Annotated in this window: 18 protein-coding genes, 5 tRNA genes and 1 pseudogene; 15 read left to right on the top strand and 9 right to left on the bottom strand. The window is 68.5% G+C overall.

What is annotated here, in order from left to right; all coding sequences use genetic code 11:
• Positions 1 to 9: 9 nt before the first annotated feature.
• The 3 genes from QFZ67_RS10980 (at position 10) to QFZ67_RS10970 (ending at position 4338) form a co-directional block, all read left to right on the top strand.
• On the top strand, positions 10 to 2361 hold the full coding sequence (locus QFZ67_RS10980) for a polysaccharide lyase 8 family protein (protein WP_373429982.1): 2352 nt from the start codon (positions 10 to 12) through the stop codon (positions 2359 to 2361).
• Positions 2362 to 2515: 154 nt separating this feature from the next.
• Positions 2516 to 4099: an acyl-CoA carboxylase subunit beta gene (locus QFZ67_RS10975; RefSeq protein ID WP_307660896.1), complete on the top strand. Its 1584-nt coding sequence runs from the start codon at positions 2516 to 2518 to the stop codon at positions 4097 to 4099.
• 26 nt (positions 4100 to 4125) lie between these two features.
• On the top strand, positions 4126 to 4338 hold the full coding sequence (locus QFZ67_RS10970) for an acyl-CoA carboxylase subunit epsilon (protein WP_307660895.1): 213 nt from the start codon (positions 4126 to 4128) through the stop codon (positions 4336 to 4338).
• 77 nt (positions 4339 to 4415) lie between these two features.
• Here QFZ67_RS10970 and QFZ67_RS10965 read toward each other — a convergent pair whose 3' ends face one another.
• Complete coding sequence (locus QFZ67_RS10965) at positions 4416 to 5636, bottom strand: IS30 family transposase (protein WP_307659261.1); 1221 nt, start codon at positions 5634 to 5636, stop codon at positions 4416 to 4418.
• A gap of 208 nt (positions 5637 to 5844) precedes the next feature.
• On the opposite strand from QFZ67_RS10965, the pseudogene QFZ67_RS10960 reads away from it, so the two are divergent.
• The 3 genes and pseudogenes from QFZ67_RS10960 to QFZ67_RS10950 form a co-directional block, all read left to right on the top strand.
• A pseudogene (locus tag QFZ67_RS10960) lies at positions 5845 to 6066 on the top strand (Tn3 family transposase); the annotation flags it as partial.
• Between the two features lie 416 nt (positions 6067 to 6482).
• Positions 6483 to 7043 carry a DUF6230 family protein gene (locus QFZ67_RS10955; RefSeq protein WP_307660894.1) on the top strand — a complete coding sequence of 187 codons (561 nt, stop codon included), beginning with the start codon at positions 6483 to 6485 and terminating at the stop codon, positions 7041 to 7043.
• A gap of 91 nt (positions 7044 to 7134) precedes the next feature.
• Positions 7135 to 7551, top strand: a complete 417-nt coding sequence (locus QFZ67_RS10950) for a DUF6114 domain-containing protein (protein ID WP_373429980.1) — start codon at positions 7135 to 7137, stop codon at positions 7549 to 7551.
• A gap of 239 nt (positions 7552 to 7790) precedes the next feature.
• Here the strand turns inward: QFZ67_RS10950 and QFZ67_RS10945 are convergent, their stop codons facing one another.
• From QFZ67_RS10945 to QFZ67_RS10910, 8 genes are all read right to left on the bottom strand, one after another.
• Positions 7791 to 8372 carry an ATP/GTP-binding protein gene (locus QFZ67_RS10945; protein WP_050791473.1) on the bottom strand — a complete coding sequence of 194 codons (582 nt, stop codon included), beginning with the start codon at positions 8370 to 8372 and terminating at the stop codon, positions 7791 to 7793.
• Positions 8353 to 8904, bottom strand: coding sequence for a DUF742 domain-containing protein (locus QFZ67_RS10940; protein ID WP_307660893.1), 552 nt, complete (start codon positions 8902 to 8904; stop codon positions 8353 to 8355). The genes QFZ67_RS10945 and QFZ67_RS10940 overlap by 20 nt, the downstream gene beginning before the upstream one ends.
• A gap of 92 nt (positions 8905 to 8996) precedes the next feature.
• A complete protein-coding gene (locus QFZ67_RS10935; protein ID WP_307665799.1) occupies positions 8997 to 9410 on the bottom strand; it encodes a roadblock/LC7 domain-containing protein in 414 nt (137 codons plus the stop codon).
• 10 nt (positions 9411 to 9420) lie between these two features.
• The gene (locus QFZ67_RS10930) at positions 9421 to 12561 is read right to left on the bottom strand and encodes a nitrate- and nitrite sensing domain-containing protein (protein WP_373429979.1); all 3141 of its coding nucleotides are present in this window, start codon (positions 12559 to 12561) and stop codon (positions 9421 to 9423) included.
• 362 nt (positions 12562 to 12923) lie between these two features.
• Positions 12924 to 13505, bottom strand: a complete 582-nt coding sequence (locus QFZ67_RS10925) for an ATP/GTP-binding protein (protein ID WP_307660891.1) — start codon at positions 13503 to 13505, stop codon at positions 12924 to 12926.
• Positions 13486 to 13893, bottom strand: a complete 408-nt coding sequence (locus QFZ67_RS10920; protein WP_307660890.1) for a DUF742 domain-containing protein — start codon at positions 13891 to 13893, stop codon at positions 13486 to 13488. The genes QFZ67_RS10925 and QFZ67_RS10920 overlap by 20 nt, the downstream gene beginning before the upstream one ends.
• A gap of 127 nt (positions 13894 to 14020) precedes the next feature.
• A complete protein-coding gene (locus QFZ67_RS10915; RefSeq protein ID WP_005311457.1) occupies positions 14021 to 14434 on the bottom strand; it encodes a roadblock/LC7 domain-containing protein in 414 nt (137 codons plus the stop codon).
• Between the two features lie 9 nt (positions 14435 to 14443).
• The gene (locus QFZ67_RS10910) at positions 14444 to 18010 is read right to left on the bottom strand and encodes a nitrate- and nitrite sensing domain-containing protein (protein ID WP_307660889.1); all 3567 of its coding nucleotides are present in this window, start codon (positions 18008 to 18010) and stop codon (positions 14444 to 14446) included.
• Between the two features lie 579 nt (positions 18011 to 18589).
• Here QFZ67_RS10910 and QFZ67_RS10905 point away from each other — a divergent pair.
• The 9 genes from QFZ67_RS10905 to QFZ67_RS10865 all read left to right on the top strand — a co-directional run bounded on the left by QFZ67_RS10905 (position 18590) and on the right by QFZ67_RS10865 (position 22562).
• Complete coding sequence (locus tag QFZ67_RS10905) at positions 18590 to 18763, top strand: hypothetical protein (RefSeq protein ID WP_307660888.1); 174 nt, start codon at positions 18590 to 18592, stop codon at positions 18761 to 18763.
• Between the two features lie 221 nt (positions 18764 to 18984).
• Positions 18985 to 19770 carry a fumarylacetoacetate hydrolase family protein gene (locus QFZ67_RS10900; protein ID WP_307660887.1) on the top strand — a complete coding sequence of 262 codons (786 nt, stop codon included), beginning with the start codon at positions 18985 to 18987 and terminating at the stop codon, positions 19768 to 19770.
• Positions 19763 to 21238: a glutamate--tRNA ligase gene (gltX, locus tag QFZ67_RS10895; protein ID WP_307660886.1), complete on the top strand. Its 1476-nt coding sequence runs from the start codon at positions 19763 to 19765 to the stop codon at positions 21236 to 21238. The genes QFZ67_RS10900 and gltX overlap by 8 nt, the downstream gene beginning before the upstream one ends.
• 9 nt (positions 21239 to 21247) lie before the next feature.
• On the top strand, positions 21248 to 21967 hold the full coding sequence (locus tag QFZ67_RS10890; RefSeq protein WP_307660885.1) for an HAD family hydrolase: 720 nt from the start codon (positions 21248 to 21250) through the stop codon (positions 21965 to 21967).
• 87 nt (positions 21968 to 22054) lie between these two features.
• Positions 22055 to 22126: transfer RNA gene (locus QFZ67_RS10885), tRNA-Gln, on the top strand.
• A gap of 24 nt (positions 22127 to 22150) precedes the next feature.
• A tRNA-Glu gene (locus QFZ67_RS10880) sits at positions 22151 to 22223 on the top strand.
• Positions 22224 to 22307: 84 nt separating this feature from the next.
• Positions 22308 to 22380, top strand: a tRNA-Glu gene (locus tag QFZ67_RS10875).
• A 16-nt stretch (positions 22381 to 22396) separates the two neighbouring features.
• Positions 22397 to 22468 (top strand) — tRNA-Gln (locus tag QFZ67_RS10870).
• A gap of 21 nt (positions 22469 to 22489) precedes the next feature.
• Positions 22490 to 22562, top strand: a tRNA-Glu gene (locus QFZ67_RS10865).
• Positions 22563 to 22655: the final 93 nt, after the last annotated feature.

Below are 22655 nucleotides of genomic sequence, written 5' to 3'. Positions count from 1 at the left end.
GAGGCTTCCGTGCCCGTGCCGCTCACGCCCGCATGGTCCCGTCGCACCTTCCTCGCCGCTGCCGCGGGAGCAAGCGCTCTCACGCTGGGTTTGCCTTCCCAGGGACACGCCACCGAACAGGACGAGTACGAGACGCTGCGCCTGCGCTGGCTGGAGATCATCCTCGGGACCGGCTACGACCCGGCCGTGGAGCCCTACGCATCCCGCCTCGCCGAGACCGGCGAACTGGCCGCCCGATTCCGCGCGGCCATGGCTCCCACCGACACCTCCCTGTGGCCCGGCTACACCTTCAACCCGCCCTCCGGCATCACCCAGAGCTACAGCCGCCTGTGGACCATGACCCAGGCGTACGCGCAGCAGGGCACCGGCCTCACCGGCGACGCCGGGCTCCTCGCCGACATCATCCGCGGCCTCGACCACCTGGCCGCGAAGATCTACAACCCCTCCACCACCCGATACGGCAACTGGTGGGAGTGGCAGATAGGCAGCCCCCGTCTCCTCATGGACATCGTCGCCGTCCTTGAGGACAAGCTCACCCAGGACCGGCGCGACGCCGCCTTCGCCGCCGTCGACCACTTCATCCCCGACACGATGCTCGGCGACTACAGCGGCACGTCCACCGGCGCCAACCGCGTCGACCTCTGCCGTTCCGTCGCCCTGCGCGGCGTCCTCGGCAGGGCCCCGGAGAAGATCGCACTCGCCCGGGACGCCCTCTCGCCCGTCTTCCCGTACGTCACCAAGGGCGACGGCCTGTACGCCGACGGATCGTTCATCCAGCACACCTGGGTCGCCTACTCCGGCACATACGGACAGGTCATGCTCGACGGCCTCGGTCGCCTCTTCGCCCTGCTCGCGGGCGGAGCCTGGGCCGTCACCGACCCCAACCGCCAGATCATCCTGGACAGCGTCGAGCACGCGTACGCGCCCCTGATCTACAACGGGCTGATGATGGACAGCGTCAACGGCCGCGCCATCAGCCGGGGTTACCTCAAGAACGATGAGCGCAGGATCATGCGCAGCGACCACTTCCACGGGCAGGGCCTGATCGCCGCGATCGCGCTGCTCGCGGGCGGAGCCTCCGCCGCCGAGCGGGAGCGCTGGCACGCCAGGATCAAGGGCTGGATCGAGCGGGACACAGTGACTCCGGTCCTCACCGGCCGGCAGTTCGGCGTCGCCGACCTCTCCCGGCTGCACGCGGTCGCCGCCTCGCCCGTCCCGGCCGCGCCCGAACCGGTCGGCCACCAGCTCTTCGCCTCGATGGACCGGGCCGTGCACCGCCGGCCCGGCTGGGCCGCGAACATCTCCATGGCCTCGGAGCGGATCTCGTACTACGAGTGCGGCAACGGCGAGAATCCGCGCGGCTGGCACACCGGAGCCGGAATGCTCTACTGGTGGCCGGGCGAGGCCGCGGGCGGCCGGTCCGATCAGTACACAGACTGGTTCTGGCCGACCGTCGACTTCTACCGGCTGCCCGGAACGACCGTGTCGACCAAGCGACTTGCCGACCGGGCGGGCGGCGAATGGGGCGTGCCCAAGCCCGCGGCGAAGTGGGTGGGCGGGGCGAGTGACGGCGAGTTCGCGGCCGTGGGCCAGCATCTGCTCGGCCTCGGCTCCACCCTTGAGGCCCATAAGTCGTGGTTCTGCGTGGCCGACGAGGTCATTTGCCTCGGCGCGGGCATCACGAGCAACGACGGGGTGCCCGTCGAGACGATCGTCGACAACCGCAACCTCGGCGAGGGCGGCACCAACGCCTTGACCGTCGGTTCCCGCTGGGCACACCTCGAAGGCCACGGTGGCTGGATCTTCCCCGGCGGCACCGCCCGGCTGCGCACCCTGCGCGAGGACCGCACCGGCGCATGGAGCGACATCAACACCACCAGCTCCACCGAGCGCGTCACGCGCCGCTTCCAGACCCTCTGGCTCAACCACGGCACCGACCCGGTGGACGCCTCGTACGCGTATCTGCTGCTGCCGGGAGCGACCCGCCGCACCGTCACCGCGCGCGCCCGCGAAGCCCGTCGGGTGGAGATCCTCGCCAACAGCGACGCCTGCCAGGCGGTCGCTGTCCGCTCCCTGGGGCTGACCGCCGCGAACTTCTGGCAGCCCGGTACGGTGGGCCCGCTCACCGCGACCGCACCGGCGAGTGCCCTCGTTCGGAGTAACCGCCGCACAGCAACTCTTCATATCAGCGAGCCGCCGCGCACAGGGACCCCGCTGGAGATCACCTGGCACCACCCGGTGCACAAGGTGAACAGCAAGGATGCGTCCGTCGAGGTGCTCGCCACCGGCCGGTCGCTGCGGCTGCGAATCACCGGAGGCACCGCTGGAGCCAGCCACCACTGTGAGGTGGCTCTCAGGTGAACGCCTTGTTGAACTTCCACAAAGCTTGATGGCCGTGAGCTGGTACTAGGGCTGCAGTGCGCGACGGTTCTGTTCAAGGGCGACAGGAGAAACGTCCGGAGACTGTACGGAGTCAACGGCAGGGTTTTCTTGGTCGGATCCGTAGGGTCAATGCATGACCGTTTTGGACGAGACCACCGGCGAGCCGAACGACGCGCGCGGGCGTGTGGCCGAGCTGCACGCCCTTCGTGACGAGGCGCACCGCGGCCCCAGCGACCGTGCGACCCAGGCGCAGCACGCCAAGGGCAAGCTGACGGCCCGCGAGCGCATCGCGCTGCTGCTGGACGAGGGATCGTTCCATGAGGTCGAGCAACTGCGCCGGCACCGCGCGACCGGGTTCGGCCTGGAGGCCAAGAAGCCGTACACCGACGGTGTCATCACCGGCTGGGGCACGGTCGAGGGCCGCACGGTGTTCGTCTACGCGCACGACTTCCGGATCTTCGGCGGCGCGCTCGGCGAGGCGCACGCCACCAAGATCCACAAGATCATGGACATGGCCATCTCGGCCGGGGCTCCGCTGGTCTCGCTGAACGACGGCGCCGGCGCCCGTATCCAGGAGGGCGTCTCCGCGCTCGCCGGCTACGGCGGCATCTTCCAGCGCAACACCCGCGCCTCCGGCGTCATCCCGCAGATCAGCGTGATGCTCGGCCCGTGCGCGGGCGGCGCGGCGTACTCGCCGGCGCTCACCGACTTCGTGTTCATGGTCCGCGAGACCTCGCAGATGTTCATCACCGGACCTGACGTCGTCAAGGCCGTCACCGGTGAGGAGATCACCCAGAACGGCCTGGGCGGCGCGGACGTCCACGCCGAGACCTCGGGCGTCGCGCACTTCGCGTACGACGACGAGGAGACCTGCATCGCCGAGGTGCGCTACCTGCTGGCGATGCTCCCCTCCAACAACCGCGAGAACCCGCCGGTCGCCCACGCCGAGGACCCCGCGGACCGGCGCTCCGACGTCCTGCTGGACCTCGTGCCCGCCGACGGGAACCGCCCGTACGACATGCACAAGGTCATCGAGGAGCTCGTCGACGACGGCGACTACCTCGAGATCCACGAGCGCTGGGCCCGCAACATCATCTGCGCCCTGGCTCGGCTCGACGGCCAGGTGGTTGGCATCGTCGCCAACCAGCCGCAGTCCCTGGCCGGTGTCCTGGACATCGAAGCCTCCGAGAAGGCCGCACGTTTCGTGCAGATGTGCGACGCTTTCAATATCCCGATCATCACTCTTCTGGACGTACCCGGCTTCCTGCCCGGCGTCGACCAGGAGCACGGTGGAATCATCCGGCACGGTGCGAAGCTGCTGTACGCGTACTGCAACGCCACCGTGCCGAGGATCTCGCTGATCCTCCGCAAGGCGTACGGCGGTGCGTACATCGTCATGGACTCCCAGTCCATCGGTGCGGACCTCACCTACGCCTGGCCGACCAACGAGATTGCGGTGATGGGCGCCGAGGGTGCCGCCAATGTCATCTTCCGCAGGCAGATCGCCGAGGCCGAGGACCCCGAGGCCATGCGCACCCGCATGGTCAAGGAGTACAAGGCCGAGCTGATGCATCCGTACTACGCGGCGGAGCGCGGCCTGGTCGACGACGTCATCGACCCCGCCGAGACACGCGAGGTGCTGATCGCATCTCTCGCGATGCTCCGTACAAAGCACGCCGACCTGCCGTCCCGCAAGCACGGCAACCCCCCGCAGTGACCCTGCGAGACTGGAGCCCGAAAGCCATGAGCACTGCCGCCGAGTCGTCATCCTCCCTGCTGCGCGTAGAGAAGGGTCACGCCGACCCCGAGGAGCTGGCCGCGATCACCGCGGTGCTGCTTGCCCGCGCGGCGTCCCAGTCCGAGACCGACGCTGCCCACCGCGGCCGCTCCGCGGCGGGCTGGCGCCGCCTCGAGCGGCAGCGGGGCTTCCGCACGGCCCACAGCTGGCAGGGCTGAGGCTGCTGCCGCGTTACGCAGACCCCGGCGCCCGGTAGGCGGTTTCTAGGGATCGTCGCAACACGTGATCGGTTGTGTCAGGCGGCGAGCAGTTTATGCAGGCGCTCGGCTGGGGTTTCCCAGCCGAGCGTTTTGCGTGGGCGGCCGTTGAGTTCGGCGGCGACAGCGGCCAGTTGCTCGCGGGTGTGGACGGACAGGTCGGTTCCCTTGGGGAAGTACTGCCGCAGCAGGCCGTTTGTGTTCTCGTTCGAGCCGCGCTGCCAGGGACTGGCGGGGTCGCAGAAGTAGACCGGGATGTCGGTGGCGACGCTGAAGGCATGGTGGGCGGCCATCTCCGATCCCTGGTCCCAGGTCAGCGAGCGTGTCAGATGCGACGGCAGGGTCTTCACGGTCTCCACCAGCGCGTCGCGCATGTGCGCTGCGCTGCGGCCGTCAGGCAGGTGCACCAGCATCACGTAGCGGGTCGCCCGTTCGACGAGGGTGCCGATCGCTGAGCGGTTGTCCATCCCGATGATCAGGTCCCCTTCCCAGTGGCCGGGCACCGCCCGGTCCTCCGCCTCTGCCGGGCGTTCGCTGATCATGACCATCGGATGCGTGAAGCGCGGCTGACGACAGGCCGCCTGGCGCTGCGGGCGGCGGCGGGCGCGGCCCGAGCGAAGGGCCCGGGCCAGCTCGCGGCGCAGTTCTCCGCGGCCCTGAACGTACAGGGCCTGGTAGATCGTCTCGTGCACCACGTGCATCTCCGGCTGGTCGGGGAAGGTCCGGCGCAGACTCTCGCAGATCTGTTCCGGGCTCCACTTCAGGTCCAGGCCGTCCTGGATGAAGTCCCGCAGTGCGGTGTTCCGACCGATCTTGCCGGGCTTGGGGCGGGGCCGGCGGGCATCCGCGCGGGCCTGGGCGGCGTGTGGGCGGTAGTGCCACTGGCTGCCTCGGCCGGGACTGCGGTTGCGGTGGATCTCCCGGCTGACGGTGGACGGGCTGCGGCCCAGTTCGGCGGCGATCGCCCGGACGGTGGCCTTCTCCCGCAAGCGGTCGGCGATGTGGATGCGCTCGGTCTCGCTCAAGTACCGGGACGGTGCGGCAACGGGCGCCCGCTCGATGTGAGCGGGCGCCCGAAGCCTCTGCGGATCCGTCCGGCCATGACGCCACTCGCGACCGGTCCGCTCATGCACGCCGACAAGCCGGGATGCTTCTTTGTTGCTGTAGCCCTGTTGCACGAGCCGGAAGTATTCCGCCCGCTCACCACGGAGCTTCCTGGGCCCCTGCGGCTTGCGATCCCCACGGATCTCGAAGTCCATCGCATCCCCTGAGCTGAGGCGTTGCGACGACCGCTAGAACCCAAGGTACGGGCGCCGGGGTCTTTGCTGTCTTCTCCTGGGGCTCCGCCCCCGGCCCCGCGCCTCAAACGCCGACGAGGCTTGAGTTTCCGTCGGACGGGTCGACTGCCGGGGCTCCGCCCCGGGCCCCCGGTCCAATGACCAGTTGGCGGGGATCGGGCAGATGGTGGTGCCCGGCACCCCGCGCGACAGCCTGCGGATGTTCGGCCGCGAGGGCCACCCGACCCCGCTGGGACAGGCGTTCGCCGAGTACGGGCGCATCGCCAAGGCCCTGGGCCTGCTCGCTGTCGTCGATCCGGTCGACGACACCTACCGCCGCCCGATGCACAAGCAGCCCACCGTCCAGGAGTCCCGCCACAAGCTCGCTCGCGACATCTGCCACGGCAAGAAGCGTCTCCAGGCCCAGGTGCTCCAGTCCTCGGAGACCGAGTAGCCAGCAAGATCAATCTCACCGATAACCGCTGTACCGATGTTCCCCAAGGCCGTTCTGCAAGAACGGCTGGTGACCCCGCGAATAGGCCTCCCCAGCCCCGCCATGTCACCCGATCGGCGGCCATTCCGAGAAGGGTTCACGAGCGAATCGGCGTATACCATCCGAATGCGCTCGCCATCCTTCTCATGCCCTCGCCCGTAGCCGACCAAGAGACATCTGAATGTTCGAGTTATTTCTCACTGGCGACTCGGCTCCCCCATCCCGGGGGAGCTTGTGGAAGGCCGGAGATGATGCCTGAGGTACACGTTCAAAAACGAGGAGGAGTCTTGTCCAGGACGCACGGCAGGATCAGATGGAGGCTGTTTGCCGTTGTCATGGTGCCCAGCCTCGTCGCTAGCGCGGCGCTGTTCGTTGCCTTGGCCCAGGGCGCGCTTGCCGCATCGTTCCTTGTCTCCAACCAGCAATTCAAAGTAACTGCTGAGCGCACCGAAGGCATCGGGCTGATCCAGTACAGCGCCGTAGACCGGCGATACGACGGGAAGATCGTTCCCGTTACGGTCACGGGCCTGAAGCAGTCGAAGACCACGGGCTATTGCCAGTCCGTGGTCGCTCGGGACATCCCGCTGATCGGCACGTTCACGGTGAAGGTGACCGCAAAGCAGGTCACGGCTCGTGACACGTACACCGATACAGTCCAAAGCGACAGTGGCACTATCACGCTCAAGAACACAAACAATGGTATTGCCGCCGGGACCAGCAGAAAGGGACCGGGCATCAGGGAAGGGGATAAAACGGACCCCGCCCGTGCCGCGCAGGAGGCCGATTCGGTTTTGGTGACCAATTCCAAGCAAATCGTGCTGGCAACGAGCGCCAGAATTACCAGGACCAGCGGAAGCAGCCTGAGATTCTACAAGGGCGTTCACGAGTGCTTCTAGACACGCCGCGACCGATGAGAAGAAATCATTCCCCGCGCCCGCCCCTTCTCTTCACATGTCCGTAGGAAGCCTGGCCCCCGGGAGCTGTTCCATGAGCGTCGATTCTCCAAGGCGCAACGTCCATTACCTCAAGGGCCTCTGGCTACACTTCGGCGACTGGCGTGGGAGTCGGCCGTTCTGGGCCGGGCTGCTGACCATGCTGGGCGGGGTGCCGATCGTGTATCTGCCGTACGCGGACCTCGCGATCGGCCAACTCACCGTCCAGATGGCCACCACTGCCGGCTCCGGCTCACTGGTCATCGGCGTGCTCCTCGTGACGCTCGGCCTGACCATGTGGTTCCAGCCCATCGTGCGGGTGTTTGCGGGTGTCGCGGCGATCGTGCTTGCCCTGCTGTCGATTCCGATGTCCAACCTCGGCGGCTTCCTCGTCGGCCTCCTGCTGGCCCTCCTCGGCGCAGCTCTGTCCATCGCCTGGGCGCCCGGTGAGCCTGGGCATCCGTCAACTTGACTGGGAACCGCGAAACTTCAGCTCCTTCTTCGCCCCGGCGATGACTCGCAGCAGATGAGGATGATGCCCCCTACGCCCTGCGGGCGTGGGGGACCCCCAGCGGGCGTACGAGGGGGCTGGGGGCTTGCCCCCAGTTACGGGAAGGGGCGGGGTGGGGGAGAAAACAACAGCAGGACGCCCCCGCGCTCCAAGCAGGAGGCGAGGGCGTCCTCAACAGAGACACGCGGCCGTGGTACCGGCTACCGCAGGCGCGCCATCAGTGCGTGCTCGACCAGCGTGATCAGCGCGCTCTTGGCGTCCGCACGATGGCGGGCGTCGGTCGTGATGATCGGGGTGTCGGGGCCGATCTGCAGCGCCTCCCGCACCTCTTCCGGGTTGTACGGCTGGTGTCCGTCGAAACCGTTGAGAGCTATGACGAACGGCAGGCCGCTGTTCTCGAAGTAGTCGACCGCCGGGAAGCAGTCCGCGAGACGACGCGTGTCCACCAGCACCACCGCGCCGATCGCACCGCGGACCAGGTCGTCCCACATGAACCAGAAGCGGTCCTGTCCGGGCGTGCCGAACAGGTACAGGATCAGGTCCTGGTCCAGGGTGATACGGCCGAAGTCCATGGCGACGGTGGTCGTCGTCTTGTCCCCGGTGTGGGTCAGGTCGTCGATGCCTGCGGAGGCGCTCGTCATGACGGCTTCGGTACGCAGCGGGTTGATCTCCGAGACGGCGCCGACGAACGTGGTCTTGCCCACGCCGAAGCCGCCCGCCACCACGATCTTCGCGCTGGTGGTTGAGCGGGCTGCACCGCCGCTAGAGCTTGCGAAGTCCACTGAGCACCCTTTCGAGCAGTGTCACGGCTGGCTGGCCGCCGGCGGCCTCGTCGCCGCCTGGCTGGTGGATGGCGACAAGTCCGGCCTCCGCCAGGTCGGCGACAAGGATCCGGGCAACGCCGAGGGGGATGGTGAGAAGTGCCGAGATCTCGGCGACCGACTTGATCTCGATGCACAGCCGGCAGATCCGCTGGTGCTCGGGCAACTGCCCTTGCAGCCTTGACGGATCGGCCGTGGTGCTGACCAGTGCCTCGATGGCGAGCTGGTAGCGCGGCCGGGTCCGGCCGCCGGTCATGGCGTACGGGCGCACCAACGGGTTGTGCGTAGGCGCGGGCTCCGGCGCCCGCCGCTGCACCGGCTGGATCCGGGGCTGCGGCGGCTGGTCGTACGAGGGGTCGTACGGCGACTGCTGGTAGGGCTGCTGGGCGCCCTGTCTGCTTGGCGCGGAGGGAAAGTTGAAGCGGTTCTGGGAGTGATCACCCGGCGGTTGGTGAGCACCGTCATAGGGGCGTCCGCCCGGGGGTGTTGCCACGTTTCCTCCTCCGACTGCCGGTCGCCGGTCCATGTCCCTGTGGAGCCGCGCCACCGCACCCTATGGTGCGGTGGCGTGAAACGCACTGTCTGTTAGTTGAGAAGACTGCCCTGGAGCTCCGCACGGAGGTCCGGGGTCAACACGCTGCCTGCACGGTCCACCAGCAGAGCCATCTCGTAACCCACCAGGCCGATGTCGGCCTCCGGGTGTGCGAGCACGGCAAGCGAGGAACCATCGGAGATGGACATGAGGAAGAGGAAGCCCCGATCCATCTCCACCACTGTCTGGTTGACCGCGCCGCCTTCGAAGATCCGGGACGCCCCCGCGGTCAGCGAGGTCAGACCGGAGGCGACAGCCGCCAGCTGATCGGCTCGGTCCCGCGGGAAACCTTCGGACATCGCCAGCAGGAGTCCGTCGGCGGAGACCACCACGGTGTGGGACACCCCAGGGGTGTTGTCCACGAAGTTGGTGATCAACCAGTTCAGATTCTGCGCCGCCTGGCTCATCGGGCTCACACTAACGCTCCTGGTTGTAGGTACTGCCCGAGCCGAAGCCCGGTCCGTTCGTGTCCGTTCCCGCGCTGCGTCCCTGCTGGACGCCGCGCCGCAGGTTGCTCAACCTGCCACGTACGTCCTCCGGGGCGCGGGAGACCTGGGGGCCGCCCTGCGGCGTCTGCTCCGCGGTTCCCTCGACGAGATTGGCCTTGGGCACTCGCCGTGGAAGACCGGAGGGGGTGACCCCGCCCGCCTTCGGCTCGCGGAGCTTCTCCGCCCGCTGCCAGCGCTGGTCGTTGGTCGAGCGCCAGTCCTCGGAGCCGGCGCCGTTGCCGGCCGCCTCGGCCTGACCGCTCTGCGGAGCTTGCTGGGCCTGCTCGGCGGGCTGCTGCCACTGCTGCTGGGGCTGCGGCTGCTGGGTGCCGCCGCGCCGCGGCAGACCGGCGTCGGTCAGCGCGTGGCTGCTGCTCGGAGAGGGTCCCGGACGTTCGAAGCCTACGCGCTCCGGGGCGTTCGTGGGGGCGCCGGGGGCAGATTCCGAATCGGTCCGGTACTCCGGCTCGTACGCACTCTGGTACGTACCTTGTTCCGGCCACTCTGCCTGGTGGGACTGGGTGTCGAACTGTCCGTCGTACTGCGGCTCCGGCGTCTGCGAAGACTGGTAAGTGGCTTCCGCATATGCGGATTCCTGGTGCTCCTGGGGCCCTTGGTATCCGCCCTGCGGCTGGTAGCCGTCGTACGCCTGCGGCTGCTCCTGGGCGTAGTCCTGCGCGTACTCCTGGCCGTACTCGGAGGCGTACTGCTGCTGCTCCTGCGGGTACTGCGTCTCGTCCCCGTAGAGCGGCCGCTCGCCGCCCTGAGCCTGCGCCTCCAGCGCCGCACGGCGCTCCTCGCGCATCAGCGAGCGGCCCACCGGGTCGAGCTTCGGAGAGTCCTCGTAGCGGGAGTCGTCGAAGCCGAGCTCCGCGGCGGTGCGCATCGGGGCACTCTGAATCGGGGCGGGCTCGAAGACCTGCTGCTCCGGAATGATCTGGGAGACCGTGAAGTCGTCCTCGGGCAGCGGCTGGCCACCGCCACCATGTGTGATGGCGTCGGGCAGCATGACCAGCGAGGTGGTGCCGGCCTGCTCGCCGGAGGGGCGCAGCTGGACGCGGATGCCGTGCCGGTCGGCAAGGCGGCCGACCACGAACAGGCCCATGCGCTGCGAGACGGCGGCGTCCACCGTCGGCGGGTTGGCCAGCTTGTGGTTGATGTCCGCGAAGTCCTCGGCGGTCAGGCCGATGCCCTTGTCGTGGATCTCGATCATCACGCGGCCGTCGGGCAGACGGGTCGCGGTGACGCGCACCTTGGTCTGCGGCGAGGAGAACGTGGTGGCGTTCTCCAGCAGCTCGGCCAGCAGGTGCACAAGGTCCGTCACGGCCTGGCCGTGGATGTCCGTCTCCGGGACGCCGGTCAGCTCGATGCGCTCGTAAGACTCCACCTCGGAGGAGGCGGCACGCAGCACGTCGACCAGCGGCACCGGCTGGTTCCAGCGGCGGCCCGGCTCCTCACCGGCGAGGACCAGGAGGTTCTCGCCGTTGCGGCGCATACGGGTCGCCAGGTGGTCCAGCTTGAAGAGGTTCTCCAGCTGGTCCGGGTCGGCCTCGTTGTTCTCCAGGTCGGTGATCAGGGTCAGCTGGCCCTCGATCAGCGACTGGTTGCGGCGCGACAGGTTGGTGAAGATCGCGTTGACGTTGCCACGGAGCATGGCCTGCTCGGCGGCGAGCCGCACGGCCTCGCGGTGGACCTGGTCGAAGGCGCGGGCGACTTCGCCGATCTCGTCCTGGCTGTCGATCGGGATCGGCTGCACGCGGGTGTCGACGCGGCCCGGCTCCGTACGCGAGAGCTGGTCGACCAGCATCGGCAGACGCTGCTCGGCGATGCCGAAGGCGGCGGTGCGCAGCTGGCGCATCGAGCGGCTCATCTGGCGGGCCATGAGGCCGGCCAGGATGAAGGCGGTGAGCAGGGCGATGACGACGATGCCGCCGTTGGTGATGGCGTCGGTCTTGGCGTCGTCGGAGATCGCCGCGGCCTCGGTCACGGCCTTGTCGACGAGTTCGTTCTCGATCTCGGTGTAGCCGTCGAACTTGGCGGTGGACGCGCCCATCCAGGTCTCGGGCGTGACGTCGAGCTTCTTCAGCTCCTTGGGGCTCAGCCCCTCGCCGATCTTGCCGGCCATGCCGGCCAGGACCTGGCCGCTCTTGTCCCGCGGAGGGTTGAGGCCCAGGGCCTTGAGCTGCTTCTCGCCCGCGGCGGCCTTGCCCGCCATGATCTGCTTCAGCTTGTCCGTGTCGGCCTGGGTGCCGCCGGAGACGTACTCGCCGATCGCGATCTGCTCGAGGTAGTTGTACGAGTTGAACGCCACGGTCTGCTGGGCGCGGACGGTGTCGTCCGCGCTGGGGCGGACCAGCAGGTGCATGCCGATGGAGCGCTGGAGCGACGCGGCGGCCTTGGCCAGCTGGACCGCGTAAACCGTACGGCCGTAGCTGGTGATGTTGCCGGTGCCGAGGCCGAGCTCGTTGGAGAACTCCATCAGCGAGTGCTGGACCTTGACGTAGCCCTCTTCGGTCTTCACCGGGTCGAGGGCCTTGGTGTACGCGGCCAGGCGGAGCTTGGCGAGGGTCGGCTCCTCCGCGCGGAAGAGGCTCAGACGGCGATCCAGACCCTGCTTGTCGGGCATGTCCTGGATGGCCAGGTCGAACTTCTTCTTCGCGGCGTCCGTGGTCTCGTACGCCTTGGTGACGGGGGGCTTCTGGCGGTCTGCCTCGCTGGTGGCGGTGAGCAGCGTCGCGGCCGTGAGGTCACGTTCGTTGAGCAGCGCCTGGCCGTACTCCGAGGCGGCGCGCACGATCAGCGCCGTCTTCTCGGCGTCCTGCGCCTCGTCCCAGGTGTCGATGGAGGACTTGACCTGGAAGCCGCCCATCACCAGACCGACGAGCACGGGGATGAGGAGGATCGCGTTCAGACGGGTGGGCACCCGCCAGTTGCGCGGGGACAGCCGGCTGGAGCTTCCAGGAGCCGGGGACGGACCGGGCGCATCCGCAGGCGACGCCGCTGTGCGCGGCGGCGGGGTGAAGTTGCCCCGCGCCTGCTGCTCTGCGGAGCTCGTCATGCTTCGCCTCACTCGACCAACAACCTCTCGGCGTCGGCACCTACGCTGTGCCGTGTTTCGTTCAGAGCTCTACTACTAGGGAGTTCGCCAGATTTCAGCACGTCGAGCGGCCCCCTTCCAAACAGTTGGAATCAGCCATTCCGAGTGGTGCAGGCCTCAGATAAAACGGGGCATAAGGAGCGAGCCCCGTCAAATGGTGAGGCTAATGTGAGCGCAGTGGTACCACTCGTATGCACCGGGTGTCCGAGGCCGGGTAATTCTCTGTCGAAACGTTATGAACACGGAGGCGGACCGTGTCAATCGACACAGCCCGCCCCCTCACAACTACGACAACTGCCGTACGTCGGCGTCCACTTGAGCGTCCATTCGACCGTCTACTTGAGCCGTGCCATCAGTGCGTGCTCGACCAGTGTGATCAGCGCGCTCTTGGCGTCCGCGCGATGGCGGGCGTCGGTGGTGATGATCGGAGCGTCCGGACCGATCTGGAGAGCTTCGCGCACCTCCTCCGGGTTGTACGGCTGGTGTCCCTCGAAGCCGTTCAGGGCGACGACAAAGGGCAGGCCGCTGTTCTCGAAGTAGTCGACCGCCGGGAAGCAGTCCGCGAGACGACGCGTGTCCACCAGCACCACCGCGCCGATCGCACCGCGGACCAGGTCGTCCCACATGAACCAGAAGCGGTCCTGTCCGGGCGTGCCGAACAGGTACAGGATCAGGTCCTGGTCCAGGGTGATACGGCCGAAGTCCATGGCGACGGTGGTCGTCGTCTTGTCCCCGGTGTGGGTCAGGTCGTCGATGCCTGCGGAGGCGCTCGTCATGACGGCTTCGGTACGCAGCGGGTTGATCTCCGAGACGGCGCCGACGAACGTGGTCTTGCCCACGCCGAAGCCGCCCGCCACCACGATCTTCGCGCTGGTGGTTGAGCGGGCTGCACCGCCGCTAGATCTTGCGAAGTCCACTGAGCACCCTTTCGAGCAGTGTCACATCCGGCGTGCCGCCGGCCTCTCCGTTGCCCGGCTGATGGATCGCCACCATGCCCGCCTCCGCCAGGTCGGCCACGAGGATCCGGGCCACCCCCAGGGGCATCGACAGCAGCGCCGAGACCTCGGCCACGGACTTGACCTCACGGCACAGGTGGCAGATCCGCTGGTGCTCGGGGAGCAGTGTCCCGAGGTGCGCCGGGTCGGCCGTGGTGCTGACCAGCGCCTCTATGGCGAGCTGGTAGCGCGGCCGGGTCCGGCCTCCGGTCATGGCGTACGGACGGACCAGCGGCTGATCGCCCTCAAATCCGTACGACGCGTCGACTGAGGCGCCGTACGGATCGTGAGAGGCGGGTGGCGGGGTCATGAATCCTCCGGGCGTGACAGCAAGTGGTCGGCGTGCCGTCTGAGTGGGCCGGTGGGGGGCCTGTGGGCGACCTGACGGTGACTGTGCGGTGGCGTATGGCTGAAGCACCTGTGTGGGGTGGGCAGGTTCAGTGCAACAGGCTTCCCTGGAGCTCGGCGCGCAGGTCCGGAGTGAGGACACTGCCCGCCCGGTCCACCAGGAGAGCCATCTCGTAGCCCACGAGGCCGATGTCGCAATCGGGGTGTGCGAGCACGGCCAGCGAGGAACCGTCGGAGACGGACATGAGGAAGAGGAAGCCGCGCTCCATCTCGACAACGGTCTGGCTGACCGGGCCGCCTTCGAAGATCCGGGACGCCCCCGCGGTCAGCGAGGTCAGCCCGGACGCCACAGCCGCCAGTTGGTCGGCGCGGTCGCGGGGGAATCCTTCGGACATTGCCAGCAGAAGACCGTCGGCGGAGACCACCACCGTGTGGGACACCCCAGGGGTGTTGTCCACGAAGTTGGTGATCAACCAGTTCAGATTCTGCGCCGCCTGGCTCATCGGGCTCAACTAACGCTCCTGCTGGTGAGTGGGGCCGAGGTTGAAGCTGCCGGTCGTCGAGCTGTTCTGCTGACGGCCCTGCTGAATGCCCCGACGGAGATTGGTCAGTCGGCCGCGTACGTCGTCAGGCGCACGCGAAACCTGCGGACCGGCCTGGTTGTTCTGCTCCTGTGCGGTGCCCGGCACAAGGTTGGCGCGCGGGACCCGGCGGGGCAGACCAGAGGTGGTGACACCGCCGGCCGCGGGCTTCCTGACCCGCTCCGCCTGGCGTACCAACTCGTCATTGGGCGAGGTGCGCCAGGCGGCAACACTCGCATTGGGCGCGTTGCCCGGGGTCACCGGGGTCTGCGCCGGGGAGCGCTGCGGCATCGGTGGAACGGGACGGTCCGCCGGCTGCTGCGGCTGCTGCTGTGCCGGCTGACCGCCCTGCTGACCGTTCTGAGTGCCGTGGAACCAGTTCGTCTCGAGCGTGTCGTACAGCGGCGTACGGCCGTCGCCGGGGCCGGCCGGCGGCAGCGCCTCGGGCTGCGGCTGCGGGGGCAGCGCTCCCCCATGGCCTCCGGCATGGGAGGTGCCCCCAGCGGGGCGCGGCGCGGCGAAGCCGGAGTTGTCCCGGCCGCCGCGCTGGCGCGGTGCCGGAGGATTGAAATCGGGACGAGCGAACTGAGCTGTGGACGCCGGGTCCTGTGAGCCGTTCAGGTCCTGGCGGGCGTACTGGCCCGTGGACGAGGGGTCAGGCGTGCCGTACACATCGCCGCGTACGAACTGTCCTGTGGAGCCCGAAGCGGCTCCGGTGTTGGCGCCCCGCGGCGGCGGCGCGTTGAAATCGGGCCGTGCGAACTCCTCCGTCGATCCGGGACCGCGGGTGGAGGCGCTGTGCTCGTGGCCACGCGGCGCGTCCGTCGGACGCTGCGGGGCCGACGGCTGCTCGCTGCCCCAACTGGCCGCCTGCGGACGCTGCGGGCGCTGCGGCTCCTCGCGGCGGGGGTTGCCGCCGGGGAGCTCGGCGCGCGGGCCGCCGGAGGGCGGCAGCTGCCGGCCTCGGTCACCCGCGGCCGGAGCACCCTGCTGGAAGCCGTTCTGGCGTGCTTCGTTACGGGCGGGAGCGTTCTGCGCCCCGCGGCCCGCACTCGAGCCGAAGGCGCCGGCGAGACCGCCGCCCTGACCGCCCTGCTGACCCTGACCCGGGCGCGCAGCCTCGTCACGGGGCGGCAGCGCGGCACGCGGAGCCGAGCCCGCGCCGACCTGGCCGCGCGGCGCACCGGCACCGAGCCGGCCGCCCGCGGGAGCACCGCCGAGACCGGGACGGCTACCGCCGCCGGCGCCGCCGGCCCCACCGCCCGGACGGCCGCCGAGGCTCGCCGGACCGCCCTGCGCCGGGGGAACGGCGCCCTGGCCGCCCGCACCGGGCATGGCCGGGGCCTTCTTGCCGCCGTGGGCGACATCGACGGGGAGCATGACCAGCGCGGTCGTGCCACCGGAGTCGGAGGGGCGCAGCTGGATGCGGATGCCGTGCCGCAGGGACAGTCGGCCGACCACGAACAGACCCATGCGGCGCGAGACCGAGACGTCCACGGTGGGCGGCGACGCCAGCCGCTCGTTGATCGCGGCGAGGTCCTCGGGGGAGAGGCCGATGCCGGTGTCGTGGATCTCGACCAGGACGCGGCCGTCGGGCAGCGCGTGACCGGTGACGCGGACCTTGGTCTGCGGCGAGGAGAACGAGGTCGCGTTCTCGAGCAGCTCGGCCAGGAGGTGCACAAGGTCGTTGACGACGCGGCCCGCGACCTCGGTCGCGGGGACCGCGGCCAGTTCGATGCGCTCGTACTGTTCCACCTCGGAGGCGGCGGCACGGAGCACGTCGACCAGCGGGACCGGCCGGGTCCACCGGCGGCCCGGCTCCTCGCCCGCGAGGACGAGGAGGTTTTCGCCGTTCCGGCGCATACGGGTCGCGAGGTGGTCCAGCTTGAAGAGGGAGGACAGCTGGTCCGGGTCGGCCTCGCGGGACTCCAGCTCGGAGATGAGCGAGAGCTGACGCTGGATAAGGCCCTGGCTGCGGCGCGAGAGGTTGGTGAACATCGCGTTGACGTTGCCTCGCAGCAGCGCCTGCTCGGCGGCCAGTCGGACCGCCTCGCGGTGCACGTCGTCGAAGGCCGCGGCCACCTGGCCGATCTCGTCCCTGGAGTGCACACCGACGGACTCGACGGAGGTGTCGACGTCCTGCGGGTCGGCCTCGGAGAGCTGCTTGACCAGCTCGGGCAGCCGGTCCTGGGCGACCCTGGTCGCGGTGTCCTGCAGCCGGCGCAGCGAGCGGATCATGGAGCGGGCCACGACGAAGGCGCCGACGAGCGAGACGCCGAGGACGACGAGGATCAGCGCACCGTTGATGATCGCGTCGCGCTGGGACTGATCGCGCAGCTCACGGGCCTTGCCCTCCATCTGGCCGAGCAGCGTGGCCTCGATGGTCTTCATGGCGTTGATGCGGACCGAGTAGTCGTCGGTCCAGTCCAGGTGCGAGCGCTTGTCCAGGCCGGCCAGACCGTTCTTGTTGTCCAGCGCGCGCTTGGCGTACAGCTCGGACGCGGTAATCGTCGGGTTGCCGTTCTCCATCGGCTCGGTCAGCTCGTCGGCGTTGCCGCCGGAGGACTCGTAGACCGACTTGAAGGCCTTGAGCTGGGTTTCGCCGTTGTCGCGGGCGGCCTTGCCGTAGAGCCGGTCGTTCTCGGCGAGGCCAGGACCGGCCGAGTCGGCGCCGCCCGGCAGCGCGGCGGCGATGATCGCGCGCTGGATGGAGGCGTACTCCTTGGCGGCGGAGAAGGCCGCCAGGGCGCGCGTCCGCTTGATCATCTCCGGGTTGCTGGTCGCCTGCGCCATGTCCTGGGAGAGGCTCAGCAGCGATTCGATCAGCCGGCTGTAGCCCTCCACCGTCAGGGAGTTGCCCTGGGTGTAGGCGGTCTCACGGATGCCGTTGAGCTGGTTGACCTGGACGGCGATCTGGTTCGCATTGGCGCGGATGCTCTCCAGCGCGTCGTCCTCGTCCGTGTTGGGGATGTCACGGGTGGCTTCGAGGAACGACTTCCTGGCCCGGTCGGTCGCGGCTCGCGGTCCGGCGATCTTGAAGTCGGCGACCGGGGTGTTGTTGACCAGCGGACCCGCCGACAGGTCCCGCTCCGACTGGAGCGCCTGCGCCAGCTCGGTCGCCTGCTTGGTCATCTTGGTGAGCAGCTGCATGTGATCCAGCTGCCGCATGTCGTCCATGGACTCGTTGATACGGAGTCCGCCCAGCGTCGTCGCGGCGACGACCGGCAGGGTCAGCAGGGAGACCAGACGCGTGCTGATGCGCCAGTTGCGCAGTGCTATTCGCGAACCGGTTTCCGTGGGCCCCTTCGGCTTCAGCGGGGCCTTGGGCCCGTCGCCGCCGGGTGCCGCCGCGCCGGGGCGTGCGGCACGTTCGCCGCTGTCGCCGGGCGCTGCCGGTCCCTGGTTCTGGGTGTGCCGGGGCGAGGATCCGCGGTCGGTCCCGCCGCGCGGCTCCTGTTCCGCCGCAGCGCTGCCATCCCTCTTGAAACGTCCCTGCACTAGCGTCGCAACCTCTGGACCAGGCGTCCCTCCGCTTGCACGGCGGGACGGTGTCGGCGTCGTGGGGCGAAGAACGCGCCCCAGTGGTGGTCGTGAGTGACCGGCGCTGCTCCCCCTTCCCCGCCGCACTCGGCGCTGCGTTGCGCCCCTTGCGCGCCGGCCTGAAACCGCGGCGGTGCGTGGAATTCCAGCACAGTGCCGGATCTCCAACAAGAGCCGTGTACCGGGCTGTGACCTGGATGACACGGTGTGAGCGTTGTGTCACAAGGAGTAGAAAGAGTTCGCGGAGGAAACGGACTTTTGCTTACGAGTCACTTAGGGGTGAGGGGTGTCCCAGTCGCCATGATCAGGAGCGGAATGCTCCCTTCAGTTACGTAATGTCCGTTTCCCTGTGGGTAGTTGACTGTCTGGAATGACCGAATTGACGGTCAACTCGTGAGGAAACTCACATGGAGATCGCTGTCTCTCGGTGGCCTTCCCGGGGAATTGGATGTTTAGCCTGACGCTTTACAGGGATGGGAAATCCGTCAACCGGTGCTCACCTGGGTGCCCGTACTCCGACAGGGTCTGAAACAACAGATGAAGACGACGACGATGTTCCGCAACATAGCCAACCCCCGGCGCACCACCCTCGCGCACCTCAAGGACGCCGAGGAGTTGCAGACGCCGGAGCAGCTGGAGCACACGGTCGATCTTCCCACTCAGACGGCCAACCCCCGCCGCACCATCCTCGTGGACGCCCCCCTTTCCTGAGGCTCGCTTCTCCCCCTGCCTTCGGCGGGGGGACCCCCACGGGGCGCTCAAGCTCTGCCGACGGTCGACCGTGCTCGATCCCTCGTTCCTCGGGACCTCCGCGCGCGCTCCCTTTCGGCAGCCACGCGCCCCTTCGGCTCACTCGCCTGGGGATGTGCCCGGCCGCGTTAGCCTGGAGCGTCACACTCCAGTCAGCGTAAGTAGAGGGGCACCCGCATCCCGTGCGCATCGCCAGGTTCTCCATCGACGGCAATGTCGCCTTCGGCGCGGTCGAGGGCGAAGGCACCGGTGACTCAGCCGGTCTCGTCCTCGACATCATCAAGGGCATCCCGTTCGCGGACTTCGAGCTCTCCGGCACGAAGGTCCCGCTGAGCAAGGTCCGGCTGCTGCCGCCCGTGCTTCCCAACAAGGTCGTGGCCTTCGGCCGCAACTACGCGGAGCACGCGGCGGAGCTCGGCCACGAGGTCCCCGACGCGCCGTTCGCGTTCTTCAAGCCGTCCACCTCGGTGGTCGGCCCCGGCGACCCGATCGCGTACCCCTCCTTCTCGAACGAACTGCACCACGAGGCCGAACTGGCCGTGGTCATCGGCCGGATGTGCCGCGAGGTCCCGCGCGAGCGCGTCAAGGACGTCATCCTCGGCTACACCTGCGCCAATGACGTCACCGCGCGCGACGTGCAAAAGCGCGAGAAGCAATGGGCCAGGGCAAAGGGCTTCGACAGCTCCTGCCCGCTCGGCCCCTGGGTGGAGACCGACCTCGACCCGAGCGACCTGGCCATCCAGTGCACGGTCAACGGCGAACAGCGCCAGCTCGGCCGTACGAGCCAGATGATCCACTCCATCGAGGACCTGATCGTCAACATCACCGAGGCCATGACGCTGCTCCCCGGCGACGTGATCCTCACCGGCACCCCCGCCGGGGTCGGCCCTCTCAACGTCGGCGACGAGGTCGCCGTCACCATTCAAGGCATCGGCACTCTCACCAACAAGGTGATCAAGCGTGGCTAACGCGAACGTCCGCGTACGTTTCTGTCCCTCGCCGACCGGCAACCCGCATGTGGGTCTGGTCCGCACCGCCCTGTTCAACTGGGCCTTCGCCCGGCACAACGGCGGCACCATGGTCTTCCGCATCGAGGACACCGACGCGGCCCGCGACTCCGAGGAGTCGTACAACCAGCTGCTCGACTCGATGCGCTGGCTCGGCCTGGACTGGGACGAGGGCCCCGAGGCCGGCGGCCCGCACGCCCCCTACCGCCAGTCGCAGCGGATGGACATCTACAAGGACGTCGCCGAGAAGCTGATGGCCGGCGGTTACGCGTACGAGTGCTTCTGCACCGCCGTCGAGCTGGAGGCCCGCCGGGACGCCGCCCGCCTGGCCGGCAAGCCGTCCGGCTACGACGGCACCTGCCGCAACCTCTCCGCCGAGCGCATCGCGCGGTACAAGGCCGAAGGCCGGCCGGCCATCGTCCGCTTCAAGATGCCCGACGAGCCGATCACCTTCACGGACCTGGTCCGCGGCGAGCTCACCTTCACCCCGGACAACGTCCCGGACTACGGCATCGTCCGCGCCAACGGCGCCCCGCTCTACACGCTGGTCAACCCGGTCGACGACGCGCTGATGGAGATCACGCACGTCCTGCGCGGTGAGGACCTGCTGTCCTCCACCCCGCGCCAGATCGCGCTCTACAAGGCGCTGATCGAGCTGGGTATCGCCAAACAGACGCCTGCCTTCGGGCATCTGCCGTACGTCATGGGCGAGGGCAACAAGAAGCTGTCCAAGCGCGACCCGCAGGCGTCCCTCAACGTCTACCGCGAGCGCGGCTTCCTCCCCGAGGGCCTGCTCAACTACCTCTCGCTGCTCGGCTGGTCCTTCTCCGCCGACCAGGACGTCTTCTCGGTCGCGGAGCTGGTCGAGAGGTTCGACATCGCGGACGTCAACGCCAACCCGGCCCGCTTCGACCTGAAGAAGGCGGAGGCGATCAACGCCGACCACATCCGTCGGCTGGATGTGAAGGACTTCATCGAGGCGTGCCGCCCCTGGCTGCATGCCCCGCACGCCAACTGGGCCCCGGAGAAGTTCGACGAGGCGGCCTGGCAGGCGATCGCCCCGCACGCCCAGACCCGGCTGACCGTCCTCTCGGACATCACCGCCAACGTCGACTTCCTCTTCCTGGACGCCCCGGTCGAGGACGAGGCGTCCTGGGCGAAGGCGATGAAGGAGGGCTCGGACGCCCTGCTCCGTACGGCCCGCGAGAAGCTGGCCGACGCGGACTGGTCCAGCCCGGAGTCGCTCAAGAACGCGGTCCTCGCGGCGGGCGAGGAGCACGGCCTGAAGCTCGGCAAGGCCCAGGCCCCGGTCCGCGTCGCGGTCACCGGCCGCACGGTGGGTCTGCCGCTCTTCGAGTCGCTGGAGATCCTGGGCAAGGAGCGGACGCTGTCGCGGATCGACGCGGCGCTGGCGAAGCCGGCCGCCTAAACTCGGATCATGACGATCCGAGCCGTGCTCTGGGACATCGACGACACGATCTTCGACTACACCAGCGCCGACCGCGTCGGCATGCGAGAGCATCTGCAGATCGAGGGCATGCCCGACGGATACGAATCCGTGGGGCAGGCCCTCGACTCATGGCGGGAGATGACCGAACTCCACTGGGCCCGCTTCGCCAGCGGTGAGACCGACTTCCAGGGGCAGCGCCGGGACCGCGTGCGCAGCTTTCTCGGTACGCCGCTCAGCGACGCCGACGCGGATGCCTGGTTCGACCGGCACGTCGCCCACTACGAGGCCGCCTGGTCGCTCTTCCCGGACACCGTGCCCGTGCTGGACCTGCTCGCGGACGACTACCGCCATGCCGTCCTGTCCAACTCCAGCATCCACAACCAGGACCGCAAGCTGCGCGTTCTCGGTGTACGGGACCGGTTCGAGGCCGTCGTGTGCGCCGTCGAACTGGGCATGTCCAAGCCCGAACCCGGCGCCTTCCACGCTGCCTGCGACGAGCTCGCGCTCGCGCCGCACGAGGTCGCCTATGTAGGGGACCATCCCGACATCGACGCCCAGGGCGCCGTCGCCGCCGGACTGGCCGGGATCTGGCTGGACCGCACCGGTCTTGGAGGCCGGCCCGAGCTCACCCGGATCACCGGACTCGACCAGCTCCCTGGCCTGCTGCGCGGCGATACCCGTTTTGGAGCGCCGGACACCTTCGGGTAATGTTCTTCCTGCGCCGCCCGAGAGGACCAAGAGGTCCGGCCGGGGAGCGCGAGCCAAACAAACCCCCTCCAGGGGGTTGAGTTTTGGTGGGCTATGGTGTAATTGGCAGCACGACTGATTCTGGTTCAGTTAGTCTAGGTTCGAGTCCTGGTAGCCCAGCTCGCAGAAATGATCTTCTGCAAAGCCCCCGTTGTGTAGCGGCCTAGCACGCTGCCCTCTCAAGGCAGTAGCGCCGGTTCGAATCCGGTCGGGGGTACAGATCCATCCCGTTGATCATCAGGGTCGCACCCGATGATCATGCGGTGACATCACCTGGCTCCCGCCGGGTGGGATCGCTAGGGCCCCCGTTGTGTAGCGGCCTAGCACGCCGCCCTCTCAAGGCGGTAGCGCCGGTTCGAATCCGGTCGGGGGTACTGGTCTAAACCACCATGGCCTATGGTGTAATTGGCAACACTACGGTTTCTGGTACCGTCATTCTAGGTTCGAGTCCTGGTAGGCCAGCTCGCGGAGCTTATCCGCAAGGCCCCCGTTGTGTAGCGGCCTAGCACGCCGCCCTCTCAAGGCGGTAGCGCCGGTTCGAATCCGGTCGGGGGTACGCATCTAAGAGGCCCTCCGCGCATGCGGAGGGCCTCTTCGCGTCTGCCTCGTATCCTTCTCCGTCCCCCTCCTTCCTCCAGCGCTCGCAGCG

It is taken from the genome of Streptomyces sp. V1I1 (assembly GCF_030817355.1).
Classification (GTDB): domain Bacteria; phylum Actinomycetota; class Actinomycetes; order Streptomycetales; family Streptomycetaceae; genus Streptomyces.
Note: the sequence above shows the minus strand (reverse complement) of the source record. Positions and strands in the feature narration are given on the sequence as shown.